This is a genomic window from Acinetobacter sp. CIP 102129 (assembly GCF_000368305.1).
Taxonomy (GTDB): Bacteria; Pseudomonadota; Gammaproteobacteria; order Pseudomonadales; family Moraxellaceae; genus Acinetobacter; species Acinetobacter parvus.
Window position 1 is genome coordinate 437,701 of the sequence record NZ_KB849341.1, and the last position, 17,540, is coordinate 455,240.

18 protein-coding genes are annotated in these 17,540 nt (G+C 40.5%); 14 read left to right on the top strand and 4 right to left on the bottom strand.

The genetic code is table 11. The annotated features are described in order from the left end of the window. The first annotated feature begins 349 nt into the window (after window positions 1–349). The 9 genes from F973_RS10165 (at window position 350) to pal (ending at window position 8,609) form a co-directional block, all read left to right on the top strand. Window positions 350–1,690: a deoxyguanosinetriphosphate triphosphohydrolase gene (locus tag F973_RS10165; protein ID WP_004676853.1), complete on the top strand. Its 1,341-nt coding sequence runs from the start codon at window positions 350–352 to the stop codon at window positions 1,688–1,690. A gap of 145 nt (window positions 1,691–1,835) precedes the next feature. Beyond that, window positions 1,836–2,444 (top strand): Holliday junction branch migration protein RuvA, encoded by a 609-nt coding sequence (ruvA, locus tag F973_RS10170; RefSeq protein ID WP_004676851.1) that lies wholly within the window; start codon window positions 1,836–1,838, stop codon window positions 2,442–2,444. 7 nt (window positions 2,445–2,451) lie between these two features. Further along, the gene (gene ruvB / locus F973_RS10175) at window positions 2,452–3,450 is read left to right on the top strand and encodes a Holliday junction branch migration DNA helicase RuvB (RefSeq protein WP_004757666.1); all 999 of its coding nucleotides are present in this window, start codon (window positions 2,452–2,454) and stop codon (window positions 3,448–3,450) included. A 59-nt stretch (window positions 3,451–3,509) separates the two neighbouring features. Then, window positions 3,510–3,917, top strand: coding sequence for a tol-pal system-associated acyl-CoA thioesterase (gene ybgC, locus F973_RS10180; protein WP_004676848.1), 408 nt, complete (start codon window positions 3,510–3,512; stop codon window positions 3,915–3,917). Window positions 3,918–3,941: 24 nt separating this feature from the next. After that, entirely contained in the window at window positions 3,942–4,640 is a 699-nt protein-coding gene (gene tolQ / locus F973_RS10185) for a protein TolQ (protein ID WP_004682677.1), read from the top strand. After that, a complete protein-coding gene (gene tolR, locus F973_RS10190; protein WP_004761614.1) occupies window positions 4,640–5,092 on the top strand; it encodes a protein TolR in 453 nt (150 codons plus the stop codon). Before tolQ ends, tolR begins: the two co-directional genes overlap by 1 nt. Window positions 5,093–5,095: 3 nt before the next feature. Continuing rightward, a complete protein-coding gene (tolA, locus tag F973_RS10195; protein WP_004761616.1) occupies window positions 5,096–6,637 on the top strand; it encodes a cell envelope integrity protein TolA in 1,542 nt (513 codons plus the stop codon). A 99-nt stretch (window positions 6,638–6,736) separates the two neighbouring features. Beyond that, the gene (gene tolB, locus F973_RS10200; protein ID WP_034432750.1) at window positions 6,737–8,020 is read left to right on the top strand and encodes a Tol-Pal system beta propeller repeat protein TolB; all 1,284 of its coding nucleotides are present in this window, start codon (window positions 6,737–6,739) and stop codon (window positions 8,018–8,020) included. Window positions 8,021–8,042: 22 nt separating this feature from the next. Next, window positions 8,043–8,609 (top strand): peptidoglycan-associated lipoprotein Pal, encoded by a 567-nt coding sequence (pal, locus tag F973_RS10205; protein WP_004761618.1) that lies wholly within the window; start codon window positions 8,043–8,045, stop codon window positions 8,607–8,609. 38 nt (window positions 8,610–8,647) lie between these two features. On the opposite strand, the gene F973_RS10210 is transcribed toward pal, so the two are convergent. After that, a complete protein-coding gene (locus F973_RS10210; RefSeq protein WP_004761620.1) occupies window positions 8,648–8,842 on the bottom strand; it encodes an NF038105 family protein in 195 nt (64 codons plus the stop codon). 173 nt (window positions 8,843–9,015) lie between these two features. Here F973_RS10210 and F973_RS10215 point away from each other — a divergent pair, with 173 nt between their 5' ends. From F973_RS10215 to F973_RS10235, 5 genes are all read left to right on the top strand, one after another. Continuing rightward, window positions 9,016–9,990 (top strand): class 1 fructose-bisphosphatase, encoded by a 975-nt coding sequence (locus F973_RS10215; RefSeq protein ID WP_004761622.1) that lies wholly within the window; start codon window positions 9,016–9,018, stop codon window positions 9,988–9,990. Between the two features lie 56 nt (window positions 9,991–10,046). Next, a complete protein-coding gene (locus F973_RS10220) occupies window positions 10,047–10,823 on the top strand; it encodes a TrmH family RNA methyltransferase (RefSeq protein ID WP_004676832.1) in 777 nt (258 codons plus the stop codon). 157 nt (window positions 10,824–10,980) lie between these two features. After that, entirely contained in the window at window positions 10,981–11,598 is a 618-nt protein-coding gene (locus F973_RS10225) for an RNA polymerase sigma factor (protein WP_004676830.1), read from the top strand. Further along, window positions 11,585–11,908, top strand: a complete 324-nt coding sequence (locus F973_RS10230) for a hypothetical protein (protein ID WP_004682686.1) — start codon at window positions 11,585–11,587, stop codon at window positions 11,906–11,908. The genes F973_RS10225 and F973_RS10230 overlap by 14 nt, the downstream gene beginning before the upstream one ends. Then, window positions 11,898–12,287, top strand: a complete 390-nt coding sequence (locus tag F973_RS10235) for a DUF3106 domain-containing protein (protein WP_004682687.1) — start codon at window positions 11,898–11,900, stop codon at window positions 12,285–12,287. Before F973_RS10230 ends, F973_RS10235 begins: the two co-directional genes overlap by 11 nt. Before the next feature lie 89 nt (window positions 12,288–12,376). Here F973_RS10235 and F973_RS10240 read toward each other — a convergent pair whose 3' ends face one another. The 3 genes from F973_RS10240 to hda form a co-directional block, all read right to left on the bottom strand. Further along, window positions 12,377–14,812, bottom strand: a complete 2,436-nt coding sequence (locus F973_RS10240; RefSeq protein WP_004761624.1) for a CSLREA domain-containing protein — start codon at window positions 14,810–14,812, stop codon at window positions 12,377–12,379. Between the two features lie 14 nt (window positions 14,813–14,826). Then, window positions 14,827–16,725, bottom strand: a complete 1,899-nt coding sequence (gene rbtA / locus F973_RS10245; RefSeq protein ID WP_004761627.1) for a rhombotarget A — start codon at window positions 16,723–16,725, stop codon at window positions 14,827–14,829. A gap of 112 nt (window positions 16,726–16,837) precedes the next feature. Further along, complete coding sequence (gene hda / locus F973_RS10250) at window positions 16,838–17,536, bottom strand: DnaA regulatory inactivator Hda (RefSeq protein WP_004676821.1); 699 nt, start codon at window positions 17,534–17,536, stop codon at window positions 16,838–16,840. Window positions 17,537–17,540 lie beyond the last annotated feature (4 nt).

A 17,540-nucleotide genomic window follows, 5' to 3' on the forward strand; every position in this document is an offset into this window, starting at 1 on the left:
AACCAACCTACCGCAATGTGACTTATGAGAGAGCGCATATTCTACTGTGAAAGCCTGCTTTCAGCTAGCCATATCCATCTTAAAAATCAGAGTTTTCTATGCCAAGTCATTTAATTTCTTCTCGCTTTATCGCTTTTCCATATTCGTAACAATTCATTTGCTTTGTAGAGTGCATCACATTTCCAGTCTGGGACTCTTTTTCTACGCCGCCCAACTTTAATTACCAAGATAGATGAAATATAGAATTCTGATTCACTTCATGATCCAAAGACAACTTGTGTCGCCCTACCCTAGTGCTTTCATCTTTTTTTTGGCATGATAAAGCTGAACTCATAGTGAATAATAATCAATGGAACAAATGCGTTGGTTGGAATTGCTTTCCGCAATTCGTTTAGGCAGTAAAAAAAGCAGTACAGAATTGGCCCGAAGCCCATTCCACAAAGATTACGACAGAATTATATTTTCCCAAAGCTTTCGTCAACTGAATAGAAAAACACAGGTTCACCCACTCACTCAACATGATGGTATCCATACCCGCCTTACCCATTCGCTTGAGGTTTCCTGTATTGGCCGCTCTCTGGGCATGTTGGCTGCGGAGAAGATTAAAGATGAACTACCCATGTGGATTTCCCCTGCGGATGTCGGTGCGATTATTCAGGCAGCCTGTTTGGCTCATGACATTGGCAATCCACCTTTTGGTCATGCAGGTGAATATGCGATTCGTGAATGGTTTGATGATGCCTCACATCGGGACTTTTTAACTAAACTCACGCCAGAAGAAGCAGCCGATGTCCGTCAATTTGAGGGTAATGCGCAAGGACTTCGTTTGTTAAGCCGTATTGACTATCATCCTGACGATGGTGGTATGCGTCTAACCTATGCCACATTGGGGGCCTATTTAAAATATCCATGGCTTTCCAAAACCATTGAGGAACAAGGTGATATTCCGTCACATAAGCGAGCCAAGTTTGGTTGCTATCAATCTGAAAAAGAAATTTTAAAACAAATTGCCGAGCAACTCGGACTAATTCAGTTGGGCGAATATCATTATTGCCGTCATCCACTCACTTATTTATTGGAAGCAGCCGATGATATTTGCTATGCATTGATTGATCTGGAAGATGGCATCATCCTCAACATGCTGAATTATGCCGAAGTTGAGCCTATTTTCCTGAACCTGATTGTGGATTATGGCTATCCAGAAGAGCTGCATTTGCCACATACCACATGGCAACAAAAAATCGCTGCCCTGCGTGGCCGTGTGATGAAACGTCTGGTCGACGAAGTCACCACCGCTTTTGCCAAATATCAGTATGAAATCCTGACAGGACAGCTTCAAGGCAGTTTACTTCAATATTGTTCACCTGATATTGAGGCAGGTATTCAAACTGCCAAGAATCTTGCCAAAGATCGGATTTTTGAGCATCCACAAAAATCAGGTCTGGAAATCATTGCGCATCAAAGTTTACAGACGATTTTAGATGCTTTCGTACCATTGACCATGCCACATAAAGCCCTCAGCTTTAAGGAACAGCGTTTGATGTCAATTTTGCAACATTCGGGCGCACATTTCCAGAACAACCATTACCATAATATTATGCAAGTTCTGGATATTATTAGTAAGTTTTCTGACCATCAAGCTTATAGTTTAGCGCAAGAGTTACAAGGCAATAAAGTTGGGTTCTTCTAAGAAATAAGATTTATTCAGGCTATTTTATTTTGATTGATTTGAATAAAATCCACGCGAAATCACAAATAAATATGAAAAGCCATTTTGCGTTTAGAGCAAATGGCCTCTACTATTCAACCATTAATAAATAAGTGAAAATGACTCAATGATCGGATGTTTAATTGGCGAAGTGTTTGCCTTGGAAGCCCCAACAGTTTTACTCAATGTGAATGGTGTTGGCTATGAAATAGACACACCACTTTCGACATTTTGCCAATTACAAAAGGGCCAGAAAGTGACATTATGGACGCACTTGGTGGTCCGTGAAGATGCCCAGCAACTCTATGGCTTTAACGATGCGCAGGAAAAAACCATTTTTCGCACTTTGCTGAAAGTGAATGGTGTCGGTCCTAAAATGGCTTTGGGAATATTATCCACATTAAGTGTTGAGCTATTGATTCATACCATTGAACACGATGACATCAACACCCTGATCAAGGTTCCTGGGGTTGGTAAGAAAACTGCTGAACGCTTGATGATTGAATTACGAGATCGTTTCAAGGCATTGGCACAGTCAACCAGTAGTAGCAATGCAAGCCCAACCACGGCTCAAATCCAGTTTATGGCAAACTCACCTGTTGCTGAAGCCGAAGCAGCATTGCAGTCACTCGGCTATAAACCTGCTGAGGCACAAAAAGCGGTTGCAGCCGTTAAGGCAGACTATACAGAATCTGCCGATATTATTCGTGCGGCACTTAAATCCATGATGAAGTAATACCTATATGCAAGATCGTCTTATTAGCGGAACAGAAAAACCAGAAGATCATTTTGATCGTGCAATTCGCCCAACTTCATTGACGGACTATATTGGGCAGCCTGTAGTCCGTGAGCAAATGGAAATCTTCATTGGTGCCGCACGTGGACGTGGTGAAGCACTCGATCATACTCTAATTTTTGGTCCACCTGGTTTAGGTAAAACTACACTGGCCAATATTATCGCTCGGGAAATGGGCGGTAATTTAAAATCAACTTCTGGTCCTGTGTTGGAACGTGCAGGCGATTTGGCCGCAATGCTCACCAATCTTGAAGAGGGTGATGTTCTTTTTATTGATGAAATCCACCGCCTTTCTCCAGTGATTGAAGAAATCCTTTATCCAGCGATGGAAGATTATCAGTTGGATATCATGATTGGCGAAGGCCCCGCTGCCCGTTCAATTAAACTGGACTTGCCTCCATTTACACTGGTTGCAGCCACTACCCGTGCTGGTCTGCTCACCTCACCCTTACGTGACCGTTTTGGGATTGTGCAACGTTTGGAATTTTATTCAGTTGAAGATTTGACTTATATCGTTGGGCGTTCTGCACGTTTGATGGATGTACTCATGACAGATGATGGTGCAATGGAAATTGCTCGCCGTTCTCGTGGTACACCTCGTATTGCCAACCGTCTGTTACGTCGAGTTCGTGACTATGCCCAAGTCAAGGGTACAGGTGAAGTGACTCAGGATATGGCCCAACGTGCCTTGGATATGCTAAATGTGGATAAGGCAGGTTTGGATACACTGGATCGCCGTTATCTCAGCATGTTACTTGAGCGTTTTGAAGGTCGTCCAACAGGTGTTGAAGCTTTAGCAGCCGCGATGGCAGAAGATAGTGGAACACTTGAAGATGTGATTGAGCCATATTTGATTCAACAAGGTTATGTGATGCGTACCGCACGTGGTCGAATTGCGACCAACATGGCTTATTTACAGTTTGGATTAACTCCGCCAGAAACATAAGTTTAAATTTCTTCCAACTCTCTTGAATATTCAGGAGAGTTTTGTATAAGGACGTCATCATGGCCAATCATTTTGAATTTAATATTCGTGTATATATCGAAGATACAGATGCAGGCGGGATTGTCTACCATGCCAACCACATCCGTTTTATGGAGCGTGCCCGTACAGAATGGCTACGCTCCACGGGGATTGCACACTATTGGCATCAAAAGGATTACAGCTTTGTTGTCCACCAGATTCAGGTCAAATATGTACGCCCTATATTAATGGATGATTTAATTACCGTTACAGCGCGTGTTATTTCGTGTAAAGCCGCGTCATTTGTGTTGCAACAAAATATTTATCGTGGTGAAATCTTGCTGGCTTCAGGTGAGGTTACGTTGGCATGTTTAAACAAGGACTTGATGCCACGCAGACTTCCTGATGAAATTCGTGACCTGATTCAAAAAGAATTGGCACAGGACTAAAAATAAACTTTCGGCACTCAACTTATGGCAACAAATTTAGAATCTTCCCTGCACATTTCTGACCTGATTTTACAGGCAAGTCCTGTCGTACAATTGGTCATGTTGATCCTGTTACTTGCTTCTATTTTCAGCTGGTATTTGATTGCCAAACTATATATGGGCTTTAAAAAGGCAGCGCAGGATGATGAGCATTTTCAAAAAATGTTCTGGTCAGGTGCCGAACTGAATACCTTATACAATAATGCCCAGCTCAACTCTAAACGTCGTGGCTTGGAAGATATTTTTTATCAGGGTTTGGGTGAATTTTTTAAACTGCAAAAACGTAAGGCTGACACCAACCAGACCATTGAGGGAACAGAACGTATTCTTCGTGTTGGCTTAAGCCGTGATCAGGGCGGATTGGAGCAAGGTCTAGGCGCATTGGCAAGTATTGGTTCTGTTGCGCCTTATATCGGCCTGTTTGGTACGGTCTGGGGCATTATGAATGCCTTTATTGGTCTGGCTGCTGTGGATCAGGTGACATTGGCGACTGTGGCACCTGGTATTGCAGAGGCATTGATTGCAACTGCGATTGGCCTGTTTGCTGCCATTCCTGCGGTACTTGCCTTTAACCATTTCACCGCAAAAGGTGAAGCAATTTATTCAGACCGTGCCCTGTTTGCCGAAGAAATGGTTGCCCTGTTACAGCGTCAAGCAATTGGAACGACACAGGAAGATGCATAATGGCGATTCAACGATCTGGACGTTTTGAACGCATCAAGAAGCCGCTGAAAAGTGACATGAATGTCGTGCCATATATTGATGTCATGCTGGTACTTCTGGTGATTTTTATGGTCACTGCACCCATGATTACCAGTGGAATTAAAGTGGATTTACCTCAAGCCAATAACAATCCAATTGAATCTAAAGATATGCCTGCAATGGTCACCATTGGCAAGGATGGTAATATTTATCTGCAATATCAAGAGAATAAAGGCACTGAACCACTAACACATGAGCAGCTTGAAAGCATTTTAAGTGATGCCCAGAAACAGGCTGAACAGGAAAATAAGCAACTTACTGTACTGGTTAATGGTGATAAATCTCGCCCTTATGGAGAAGTTGTCTCCCTAATGGCAAGTTTACAAGAAGCAGGTTTAACCCAAGTCGGCTTACTGACAGAGCCATTAAAATAAGTTATGAAAAGATTTCAAGAGCCACCTTTTAAGCAAAATGCGATTGCACTGGGTTTTACACTCGGCGTTCATGCCATCGCCATTGTTGGCTTACTTTTTTTAGGCTTGAGTAAACCACCTGAGCAGCCTAAAAAGCTAACCACCATTTTAGTCAAGCCAGAAGATTTACCACCACCGATGGCAAAACCTGTAGAACAGCAAACGACTGCTGAAAATCAGGCAGAAGAAATATTAAGTCCAATTGTAGATGAAACTCAGCCTGAAAATCTTCCTGTTGCCCCTCCACCACCTACTGCTCAGCAACTTGCTGCCGAAAAGCAGAAAGCTGAACAGGCGCAACAGGCAAAGTTGGCTGAACAAAAACTTAAGGCTGAGGAAGCCGCTAAAGCAAAAGCACAGGCAGAAGAACAACAGAAGCAAGCGGAAGCTGTCGCACAAAAACAACGTGCAGAAACTGATGCCAAAGCAAAAGCTGCCGAAGAAAAACGTAAATCCGATGCCGAGGCGAAAGCAAAAGCTGCGGAGCAAAAACGACAAGCTGAAAATGATGCAAAAGCCAAACAGGCAGAAGAAAAACGTCAGGCAGATACCATAGCAAAAACAAAAGCGACTGAACAGGAAGCAAAACGTAAAGCTGATCTAGCCGCTAAAACTAAGGCAGATAATGCAGCCAAGTTGAAAGCTGAACAAGATGCCAAGGCAAAAGCTGCCGAAGAAAAACGTAAATCCGATGCCGAAGTGAAAGTAAAAGCTGCGGAGCAAAAACGACAAGCTGAAAATGATGCAAAACGTAAAGCTGATCTGGCCGCTAAAACCAAGGCAGATCATGCAACCAAGTTGAAAGCTGAACAAGATGCCAAAGCAAAAGCGGATGCTGAAGCCAAGCGTAAAGCAGATGCTGATGCCAAGAAAAAAGCAGATGCAGATGCTAAGGCAAAAGCAGAGGCAGACGCAAAACGTAAAGCGGACGCTGATGCCAAGAAAAAAGCAGATACTGATGCTAAGGCAAAAGCAGAGGCAGACGCAAAACGTAAAGCGGACGCTGATGCCAAGAAAAAAGCAGATACTGATGCTAAGGCAAAAGCAGAGGCAGACGCAAAACGTAAAGCCGATGCCGACGCTAAAGCAAAAGCGGATGCTAAAGCCAAAGCTGAAGCCGATGCAAAACGTAAAGCCGATGCCGACGCTAAAGCAAAAGCGGATGCAGAAGAAGCCAAAGCTGCTGCCGCTAAAAAAGCTGAACAAGAAGCTGCTCAGAAAAAAGCGGAAACTAAAAAAATCGCTGATTCAACTAAAGCAGCTTTTAAAAATAAGATTACCAGAGCTTGGGAAGTCCCTTTAGCCTCTCGAGGAAAATCTATTAATGTTAATATTACACTTGATGCTAATGGGAACGTAAAATCTGTGGTTGCCAATAGTAGTGATTCTGATTTGAAAGCAAGCGTAGAGGATGCTGTTAAACGAGCGTCACCTTTACCAATGCCTGATGACCCTGATATTGTGAGTCAACTTCGCCGAATTTCCATCACATTTATTGCACAATAGTAATTTATCGTGAATAGTTACATGCCTGTCATAGCACAAAGCATGTAACTATGTTAAATAATCAACAGCCACAACAATACTATGCAAATTATTGTAATTATGGACAAGACTCGTAAACATCTCATCTCCTTAGCAGTTTTTACTGCCATTAGCACCGTTGTTCCAGCAACAACTTTTGCACAACTCCATCTTGAAATTGCCAAAGCCCCTGAACAGGCTCCTAAAATTGCGATTGTGCCATTTACCAATGACAAGGCGATTTATCCAATTGTTGAAAGCGATTTAAACCGTTCAGGTCGTTTTACCAGTGCATCACAAAATTTACCTGCCACTGCAAGTATTGATCAGATTCAGGCTGGCGACTGGCAAAATGCTGGCGTTCCCTATGTCGTTGTCGGACAAATGAAAGCTGTTGATGCCAATACATTTGAAATTCAATACCAGTTGTATGATGTACAAAAACAGCAATACCTACTCAATGAAGTACTGACTGTACCAAGTTCACGTATCCGTCAGGCGGGACATATGATCAGTGATGCGATTTATCAGGCACTGACAGGTATTGCAGGTGACTTTAGCGGTCGTATTGCCTATGTACTGCGAAATCAGGCAACTCCAGCTCAACGTTATACCCTACAGGTCGCCGATACCGATGGCAAACAACCTAAAACTGTTCTTTCATCACGCGATCCAATCCTTTCTCCAGCCTGGACACCAGACGCAAAGAAAATCGCCTACGTTTCTTTTGAAACCAAACGTCCTGCAATCTATCTTCAGGACTTGGCTTCAGGCCAGCGTGAAGTTTTAGCAAGCTTTAGGGGCTTAAATGGCGCACCAAGCTTTTCACCAGATGGCAAGTCCATGCTCTTTACTGCCTCAATGCATGGTAACCCTGAAATCTATCAAATGGATTTAGCCAGCCGCCAAGTCAAGCGGATGACCAACGATTCAGCGATTGATACCGAAGCACGTTATGCACCAGATGGTAAGTCATTTATCTTCACTTCTGACCGTGGCGGTTCTCCACAGATTTATAGTTATCGTTTTGATGATGGTTCAGTTAAACGCTTAACATTCAAAGGTGCGTTCAATGCCCGTGGCACATTAAGTGCAGATGGTAAAAAAATTGCATTAGTTCATCGTCCAAGTGGAAGCAACTATAAAGTTGCCATTCAGGATATTAATACAGGCATTACCAACATCCTGACACCGACCAGTCTGGACGAATCACCAAGCTTCTCACCCAATGGGCAAATGGTGGTTTATGCGACACGTGAGGGAGCGCGCGGCTTACTCTCTATCATGTCAACAGATGGTCGCTTCCGTATGAACTTACCAAGTGAGCAAGGTGAAGTTCGGGAACCAGCTTGGGCACCTAAATAAATTTGATTCATTGGAGACACACATGAATATTAAATATCTTACACTTCCCCTACTCGCAGCGACTCTGGCTTTTACAGGCTGCGCCAGCCGTAAACCTGCTGCTGAAATTACCGCAGGTAATACACCAAACAGCGCAACAACGGTAAGTACCGATGGTCTAAGTGAAGATGCAGCACTCAATGCACAAAACTTGGCAGGTGCGTCCTCAAAAGGCGTAACCGCAGCGAATAAAGCATTTTTGGCAAAACGTGTTGTACATTTTGACTATGACAGCAGCGACTTATCTCAGGAAGATTATCAGACATTACAGGCACATGCTCAATTTCTTGTTGCAAATGCCAATTCAAAAGTTGCTTTAACAGGCCATACCGATGAACGCGGTACACGTGAATATAATATGGCACTTGGCGAACGCCGTGCCAAAGCGGTAGAAAGTTTTTTAATCACCAATGGTGTAAATCCACAGCAGCTTGAAGCGGTTAGCTATGGTAAGGAAGCACCTGTAAATCAGGGTCATAATGAAGCTGCATGGAAAGAAAACCGCCGTGTGGAAATTAACTATGAAGCCGTTCCGCCATTATTAAGATAATGCTTTAAGAAAAAATGCTCACATCATGTGAGCATTTTTTATGGCTGCTGTTGGATATTATCATCCTGTTTAGATGACTGCATCGACTCAATCATATCGTGCTTATTAAAATTCTTATACTCAGGCTTCGCTTCATAATCTTTCCAGGCATCTTCCACATTTTCTCTGGAAATTTCATCCAAACTAATCGGCTCACTTGGGGTTGGGGTTGCTTCAAAATTCTTGATTGACATTTTATTCTCCAAACATCCTGTCTAATATGCATCCAACATAGCATGTAAATGAAGACTTGTAATCATAAAAGCAACATAAATAAAGTAAGATAATTTTTATTTTTTGTCGTTCTCATCTAGAATAGCGGCATTCTTTTATCAATTTTGATGCAGCAAAATCGGAGCTATTCAATATGTCGTCAAACCTTACTTTGTCCCAATATTTACAACAACAAAATGGGAATTTGACACCAGAGTTGGCTCAGGTCATTGAAACAATTGCAGACACATGCAAGACCATTGATCAGGCTCTGCAAAAAGGTGCTTTGGCAGGTATTTTAGGCAGTGCGGGTAATGAAAATATTCAGGGCGAAACACAAAAGAAACTGGATGTCATTTCAAATGATTACCTGATTGATGCCCTCAAAGTTCATCCACAGGTGGGTGGCTTGGCATCTGAAGAGCTGGATGACTTTACGCCTGCACAGGAAAATGGAAAATATTTAGTGCTATTTGACCCATTAGATGGTTCAAGCAATATTGACATCAATATGTGTGTGGGTACGATTTTCTCAATTTTACCTGCTAAAAATGCCGTAACCCAATCTACTGACTTTATGCAGGCAGGCACAGCACAGGTCGCTGCGGGCTATGTACTGTATGGTCCATCCACCATGCTGGTGCTTACTGTAGGTGCAGGTGTTACTTTCTTCACATTTGATCCAACGACACAAACTTTCCTGCTCACCACTGAACAAGTTCAGGTTTCAGTAGATACCCAGGAATTTGCAATTAACTCATCCAATCAACGCCACTGGGAAAATCCTGTAAAACGTTATATTGATGAACTGTTGGCTGGAAAAACCTCAGTCCGTGAAAAAGATTTCAATATGCGTTGGGTGGCCTGTATGGTGGGTGATATTCATCGTATCCTGTGCCGTGGTGGTATCTTCCTTTACCCTTACGATTTAAAAGATCCAAAAAAAGCTGGACGTTTACGTCTGATGTATGAAGCAAACCCGATGAGCATGCTGATTGAACAGGCTGGTGGTGCATCTACAACAGGCCGTGTTCGCATTATGGACATCCAGCCAACTGAGTTACACCAACGTGTGCCTGTAATTATCGGTTCTAAAAATGAAGTGGAACGCGTAACAAGGTATCATTAATTATTTTTAATAATCAGGGCATTATAAATTGTAATGCCCTTTTGGATATTTACCCTATGGCGGTTATTTTCTTAGAATCAAAAGACAATGCAAAAATCAAACATTTGCGTGGACTCATCGAACTCAACAGTGCCCGAAAAAAACATCAACAAACGGTACTCGAAGGAACACATCTGTGCCTAACATGGTTACAACAACAAAAGAAAATCTTTTCCTTATTTACCACTGAACAGGCCTTAGCCCATCCAGATTTGCAAAAGATAATTGAATTGCACAAGGGGCATGTCTTTGTGATCAGTGAGGTTTTATATAAAGACCTTAGTACACTGGGTACAACCCTACCCTGTTTGGCCATTATTGACTTACCCTCAAATATTCAAACTATTGATTTTAGCAAAGACACCCTGATTCTTGAAAATGTTCAGGACCCAGGTAATGTGGGTACATTATTACGCTCAGCAGCAGCGGCCAATGTTAAACAAGTCATTTGTACCCAAGGTTCAGCATTACTTTGGTCTCCTCGAGTACTACGTGCAGGCATGGGCGCACATTTTAGTTTAAATTGTTTTGAGAATTATCAACTTACAGATATTTTACCAAAATTTAATATTCCCGTGTTTGTCACCAGCTCCCACCGTTCCACCAGTTTATATGGTAAGGATTTAACCCAGCCCTGTGTCTGGATTCTAGGTAACGAAGGCCAAGGTGCAAGTGACTATGCCCTTGAACATGCCCAGGCTGTCACCATTCCCCAACCTGGTGGTCAGGAGTCCTTGAACGTTGCAATTGCGGGATCAATCTGTCTGTTTGAAATGGTTCGCCAACGCCAGTAAAAGGTTAAATTATTTTAAATACACTTTCTCTGCTGAGAAAATCAATTACACTACTAAAAATAATTGCTTGAGTTGTCAACGCATCCACCCTTTTCAACGTTATAGAATTAATGAATTGAAATAATGGTGGGTATCCATGACAGGATTTTCCATCTCTATGGATTTAGCACCGAAACAGGCCCGAACCGATAATGGTACTGACCGCAGTACTGTTGAACAACGTCTGCGTTTTTTTATGCAAGACGTGACAGGTCGTGCGCTTGTGATGATGGAAAGTGCAACCCAGGGACAACAAGGCATTGCAATGGATCTGGTTCAGGAAGCTTTTATCTCATTGCATAAATCATATTCAGATAAAAGTACCGAAGAATGGTATCCGCTATTCTATACCATTTTAAATAACAAACTTCAGGACTGGCGGCGCAAAGAAGCACGCCGTGCAAACCCATTTTCATTATTTAAAAAAATTAATTTGGATGATGACGAAGAAATTATTGATGTTGTAGATGAATCCACCCCTAATCCATTCGATTTTCTAGATCAGGAAGTCACAATGGAAGAAATTCAGGCTGCAATCAATCAATTACCAGTACGTCAACAACAGGCATTTATGCTAAGAGCGTGGGAGGGTTTTGATACCATGACCACAGCTCAAATCATGGATTGCAGTGAAGGCAGTGTGAAAACACATTATCACCGTGCAATTCAGGGACTCAGAATCGCTTTAGAGCATTTAAACCCACATACGGGAGGATCATCAAATGAAAAAAGATGAATTCACCAAACAAGTGACTTCCAAGCTTGATCAACTCGCAAGAGAACAACATCACAATAAAATGTTGGTGATGAATCATGTTCTCGATTCTGTTCAAAAGAAACATACGTCTTTTTACAGTATCTGGAAAATGACTGGTTTTGCATTTGCCGCTGCAATTATGGGTATTGTGGTTCTTCCAAGTTCTTTGCAACTTACAGATAAACCACAAAATCAGGTCATCGTAAATCCAAAGCTTTCGCCACAAATGGTTGAAGATATGGAAATGTTAATGGTCTTGGGTGAGGGTAAAGTTCCACATGGCAGCTAGAAAGTTAGCACTTGTTGTGTGTACATTGGGTTTATTACAAACCAGTTTTGCTGGTTCAGAACGGTTTTGGGTTTTCTCTAAACTCAGCAAACCGACAACTGAAGAAGCATGGGATGATTTATCCCCTGAAGAACAGCGTATCTTAATTAAACGCTACCAAACATTGAAAGAAATTCCAACAGACCAAGGTTCACAACTCCAGCAAAGAATGGAATGGTTTACGCAATTACCCGATGATGAAAAACAAAAAATGCGTGACATCTGGCAGAAAATGAGCACTCAGGAGCGAAATAACTTACGTAAACGTATGCAAAATGCAAGTTTGGAAGAACGTGTAACAATTAGAGATGAATATCTAAGTAAATATTCTGAGCACTGACTATAATTTAAACTTAAGCTTATCCCTAGAGGATTACTCAGAATATAAAAAATAGCGCTACTTTAGCGCTATTTTTTGATTCATTGTTTCTACTTTCTGAATCGGCGATAAGCCAGTAAACTTAATAACCCAAATATTGAGAAAATACCCGTGCTGCCACCACCGCTACCCGCAGGACGAGTATCATCAGTTGTTGTAGCCGTACTAATGACACTCACTGTGGCAGCATTTGAAGCAGTACCATCGGCATCATACACCTGATAATTGAATGAGAAGTTAAATGGATTAAATGTATTTACTTCCTGAACATAAATATTACCGCCATAACAGATTTCTTTATCATCTGGCTTAGGACAAGCACCTTGTCGATCTGCTGTTATGGTCAAATCTCTGGCGGGTACATTGGTTAAGCGAATTGGCAATTCAACACCGTCTTCATTTTTCCAGAAAGAGGGCTTGTTCGGATTACTCTCTGGCCCTTTACCCCCCTCACCTGTATCACCATCATCATTTGCAAAACTTAATAAATTTATTGTGGCTTTTTCATGCTGTCTATACTTTAAAGTGACTGATGTATCTTTAGCCAAAGGAGCAATATTAACAAACGCAGCCTGAATTAAACCAGAAGACTTTACGCTTTCGTCACCCCTAGATTGAATCGTATATTTACAAAAAGCTTTATCACCAGCTTGAGTAATTGCATCATCAGTTCTATAAACAAGAATTTGTCCTAAACCTTCATTCCATTCACAGCGTAGGTTTGGATCGGGTTTTACTGTTTCACCATTATCATTGATTTGTCCAATACCTAATGTTTCAACAGTTACTTTATAATTTTCTGGACTAAAGAAATTGAGTTGATGATTGCCATCTGCCAACTCAACTTCTTGTGGCAATGGGAGCTTATATTTTTTTAAATCTACATAAATTCCACGATATTTCAAATTTGCCTTAGTATTCTCCAGTAAATTTTTATATTCTTGCAAACGAAGTTTATAATAAGTCAAAAAGTCTGGATTATTAGGCTTTTCAACTAAATTTTTAAAAAAATCATACTCTTGTTGATAACCAGCCACAAGACCTAATAATGAACCATTAGATAAATCCACCAAATCTCCAGCAGTAAGTTTCATCAACTCAACTGAACCAATATCACAACTATTTTGAGCATTAGGATCATAATATAATGTTCCATCCGTAATACGTGCAATATTACGTTGGTCTGTTGAACTACAACCTGTCGCTCCTATATTGACTAGGTCTGTCTCAGTACTATTATTTCTAGGATAATATAAAGGTAGGAAAGCAGTATATTCAGAGGCACTTTTTAGTGGACTAAGGAGTGTCTTAATATCATTTATGGCACTAACATCAATATTAGTTTTATTTTCTTTCAAGGACTGGTCTGGAACATCACATTTATTATCACCTTTAAGAGATAAGGCATTATAAACAACATTAAAACCAACCTTTTCCTCTTTAGCTGCATCACCTAGTAAATAACGACAAGCATAACTTCCATTATTATAAGCCAACACATTAAAACTAAGTAGCTTAGTACCCAATTTATCATATAATAATGTGGTATTTACCGTATTCTCGACAATCGTATTATTCAATAATTCCAAACTACTGCTATTACTTAATACACTAGAGTTATTATTTGGCGTATCACTTGCTTTGGTATTTCCTGAAAATTGAATTAAATTACCGATTGCTATATCTGCAATATTTTTAGCAATTGTATTGGTTGATAAAGTAACTTTGGGCTCCCCACAGAAATCCAACATGCTCTTTGAACTGCTAGAACCATTACCAACCAAACTACTTCCAGTAATACTGATATCACGCTTTGAATAAACATTATCATTAAAACAGCTCATCGCCAGTACACTTCCGATTGGTGACTGGTTATCTTGAATTAAGCTATTTGTTATAGAAAGTGAGGCTGTAGGTCCCGCCAAAAATATGGCTCCTCCGCCCAGACCAGCCTGTGAATTTAAGATTTTAGTATTTTGCAATGTAACATTGGCACCTGCATAGATTACCCCTCCCCGATCTGGAGTTTTACCATTTATTAAGATAATATTGCTTAAGGCTAAAGCTTTATTAGCTAAAGTCGTATTGAAAATACGACTATTATTTTTTACCTCAATAGTGGTTTTCAGATCTGTTTGAGCTGGATAATCATTGGTAAGAACACTCTTTTTCTGCCAATCTACAGGACTTTCCCCCCATATTGACACATCAACTTTTGGAGTCAGCTCTGTATTTAACACATAGGTTCCAGCCTTAAGCTGAATCACTTTCTGAGTAGTTGAAAGTATATCAGTAACTTCACATCCACCAAACGACTTACGTGTTTCTGCAGTTTTCAATGCTTCCCTTAAAGAACAAGCATTTAGGTTATCACCATCCTCATCATCGAAAGTTGTAACATTAATTGGGGTATTACTTGTTGCAGCCAAAAGAGGCATAGCAGCAATTACCATAGTTGCTAATAGAGCTTTTTTATAATTTTTCATCTCATCATCCTTGATTATGATTTAAAACGGCGTATTCCAACTAAACCTAACAACATAAATATTGCAGCAAAACCCATACTTCCCCCAGAAACATTCACGGTTTTACTTTTAAAGTTATTTGGTGGATCTTGTACAATCGTTGTTGGGATTTCAATATAATAATTAGAAACATCATTTAAACGTGTTGTTGTAGTCATTACACGTAAATTAAACTTATCCGCCCCATGCCAATTACTGTCTGGCACATAAGTAATGTTGCCATCTTGATCCAAAGTCAGTTTACCTTTAGATGGAGTGGCAGTTTGTTTTATTTCTAAACATCCCCACTGCCATGCTTGCCCATCAGAACGTTTACCCAAGACTTGTTCACACGACGCTGGATCTAATAATTCACCATCCAATAAACTGTCTGCAATACTAAACTTCGCAATCTCACCGTACAGAATATCTTGACCAACAATTGAGATATCCCCTCGGTTAATGACCAATTCAATTGCCCCTAAATCGCATAATTCATCATAACCACTACGATTCTTTCCACGCTGATCACTTCCTTCGCAACTTGCTAAACCAACAGCACCACCATCACTATAAATTCGGCCTTTATTAACAATTAAAGAGTCTGACAATTGATTATAAGCCATTAATAAACGTGGTTTAAAGAATCCAAGCATTTGATCTTTAGGTGTATAATAAGGACATAACAGACCACTTGCAGGTGGGGCGTCACATTTCTGATCTACAATATTATTCCCTGCAATCAGTTTATTGTCTCCCACACTAAAGTTTCTACGATCAAGTAACTTATCAAATTTGCTAAAATCGCAAGTTGAGTCTATTAAATTACTCTGTACAATTGTTGAGTCTTCTGGATCTGTTTTCAAACCACATGTGTTCTCACCATTTCCAACAATAATGCTATTTGAAATAGAAGCACTCACTAAATCAGTATTTGTTTCTTTTTTCTCATCATTTTCATCTGTTGTTGTGGTTTTAACGATCCATTTAGGTGCTTGCAGATATAGACCAGCATCGTTTCTGATCATGGTCACATTATTTAAAACCATCCCCTCACGAATATTGGCAACATATCCACCTGTATTATTAAATATAGTTGAATTACGCAAACCAGAAGCGCCATTGTATAAAATATTTACTCCAATGGTTGGATCTTTAAAACCTATATTTGTATACAACAATGAACCATTTTTTGTCGTAATGGTATTATCTCTAATTACAGATTGAGTGATACGGTAATATGGCATATCTGTATAAAGTGCAGCACCTTGATCAGCTTTATTATTCTGAAGAATACTATTGCTAATTGCTACGGTTCCTACAGTTTTCTGTGTATCAGATAAAACACCTGCATTATAAATTGCACCACCATTATTAGCATTACCGCCAGTCAGACGAGAATATTGAATTGTTAATGCTTCACGGTTTAGAATTAAACCACCATTATTTACTTTGGTGGATGAACCTTGTAAATTTAACTCAATAAGACCAACCGCTAGCAAACTATTTTCGACACTTTCATCATCAACCGTAAATAAGCGTTCTGTACCAACCATTTTAATAGTTGCATTATTTAATCCTTTCTTATCATTATTAAAATCCCCACTGGCAGCAGTACTAATGGTCATAGATGTTTTAATTTGTAGAGCCTTATTTAATATATATTCTTTATCACGCCCCAATAAAATAGTAGAGGAAGCTTCCTTGTTACCACAACCATGGTAACCATTCTCAAAAGCTGTCTGGCTACGTTTATTTAAAAATTCTACGGCTTCTCGTAATGAACAAACGGTATCATCCTTGTCTTCATCAACCAACGTTGTGACTTGAATATCCGCAGAATAAACATGCCCAGTAACCGCAAATAAAGCGCAGGCAAGCGTCCGTTTGAGCATACCGATCTCCTTCTATTTTTCATTTTTCTTGATATTGCAAAATTTAAATTTGCAACCACATCCTTTGTGCGTACTTTGTCATAGCTCTCACAATTTCTCAAGAAATTTTATATTATTGACGATATTCATCAATCAATGCATAGATTTGCTTGAGTGTCATATTGGAAAGCCTGGTTTTTTCGCCTTTTAGCATTTTTTCAAGTTGGGCCAGCGTTTGTAACAATACTGACGCTTGATGAGGGCCATTATTCAATAAATAGTCAACGATTTGCTGATCAAAATGAATACCCCGTCTTATCATAACAGACTGAAGTAAGGCTTGTCGGTCTGCATATGAACTTCCATTTGGAACTTTTACGCTTACCGCCTGCGTTAATCTGGACTGCAAATCAGGTAGTTCAAGTTTTAACTCAATAGGTGCCACACGGGAAGAAAATACCAGTTGCCCTTCATGATTATTGATTAAATGGAAAACTGCTTTCTGCCAATGAGGGACCCCACTGATTGCATCAATGTCATCTAAAGCAACCAATTCGTAAAACTCTAATGAGGTAATGGCCTCTATAGGCGCATCCAATAGTTCCAGCAAAGATACTTTTATTGCTCGGCGGCCTAATTCCAGATATGAATCACAAATTGCAGACAGCAAATGGCTCTTGCCTGTTCCAGCTCCGCCATAGACATAAAATCGGCTGACCAAGCCTGCATGTAACTGTCGGACCGCATCAACCACATTTCCCCAACCTGGACCTGAAAAATCGCTGATTCGAGCATCCAGTTGTGGTTCTATATCCAGTTGCAGTTGACGCATATCG

Excerpts from the sequence above, each read along its gene's own strand:
- tolA (WP_004761616.1), top strand. The coding sequence starts at position 5,096 with ATGAAAAGATTTCAAGAGCCACCTTTTAAGCAAAATGCGATTGCACTG.
- hda (WP_004676821.1), bottom strand. The coding sequence starts at position 17,536 with ATGCGTCAACTGCAACTGGATATAGAACCACAACTGGATGCTCGAATC.
- tolQ (WP_004682677.1), top strand. The coding sequence starts at position 3,942 with ATGGCAACAAATTTAGAATCTTCCCTGCACATTTCTGACCTGATTTTA.
- F973_RS10230 (WP_004682686.1), top strand. The coding sequence starts at position 11,585 with ATGAAAAAAGATGAATTCACCAAACAAGTGACTTCCAAGCTTGATCAA.
- ybgC (WP_004676848.1), top strand. The coding sequence starts at position 3,510 with ATGGCCAATCATTTTGAATTTAATATTCGTGTATATATCGAAGATACA.
- F973_RS10165 (WP_004676853.1), top strand. The coding sequence starts at position 350 with ATGGAACAAATGCGTTGGTTGGAATTGCTTTCCGCAATTCGTTTAGGC.
- F973_RS10220 (WP_004676832.1), top strand. The coding sequence starts at position 10,047 with ATGGCGGTTATTTTCTTAGAATCAAAAGACAATGCAAAAATCAAACAT.
- tolB (WP_034432750.1), top strand. The coding sequence starts at position 6,737 with ATGGACAAGACTCGTAAACATCTCATCTCCTTAGCAGTTTTTACTGCC.
- rbtA (WP_004761627.1), bottom strand. The coding sequence starts at position 16,725 with ATGCTCAAACGGACGCTTGCCTGCGCTTTATTTGCGGTTACTGGGCAT.
- F973_RS10210 (WP_004761620.1), bottom strand. The coding sequence starts at position 8,842 with ATGTCAATCAAGAATTTTGAAGCAACCCCAACCCCAAGTGAGCCGATT.
- ruvA (WP_004676851.1), top strand. The coding sequence starts at position 1,836 with ATGATCGGATGTTTAATTGGCGAAGTGTTTGCCTTGGAAGCCCCAACA.
- tolR (WP_004761614.1), top strand. The coding sequence starts at position 4,640 with ATGGCGATTCAACGATCTGGACGTTTTGAACGCATCAAGAAGCCGCTG.
- F973_RS10240 (WP_004761624.1), bottom strand. The coding sequence starts at position 14,812 with ATGAAAAATTATAAAAAAGCTCTATTAGCAACTATGGTAATTGCTGCT.
- F973_RS10225 (WP_004676830.1), top strand. The coding sequence starts at position 10,981 with ATGGATTTAGCACCGAAACAGGCCCGAACCGATAATGGTACTGACCGC.
- pal (WP_004761618.1), top strand. The coding sequence starts at position 8,043 with ATGAATATTAAATATCTTACACTTCCCCTACTCGCAGCGACTCTGGCT.
- F973_RS10235 (WP_004682687.1), top strand. The coding sequence starts at position 11,898 with ATGGCAGCTAGAAAGTTAGCACTTGTTGTGTGTACATTGGGTTTATTA.
- ruvB (WP_004757666.1), top strand. The coding sequence starts at position 2,452 with ATGCAAGATCGTCTTATTAGCGGAACAGAAAAACCAGAAGATCATTTT.
- F973_RS10215 (WP_004761622.1), top strand. The coding sequence starts at position 9,016 with ATGTCGTCAAACCTTACTTTGTCCCAATATTTACAACAACAAAATGGG.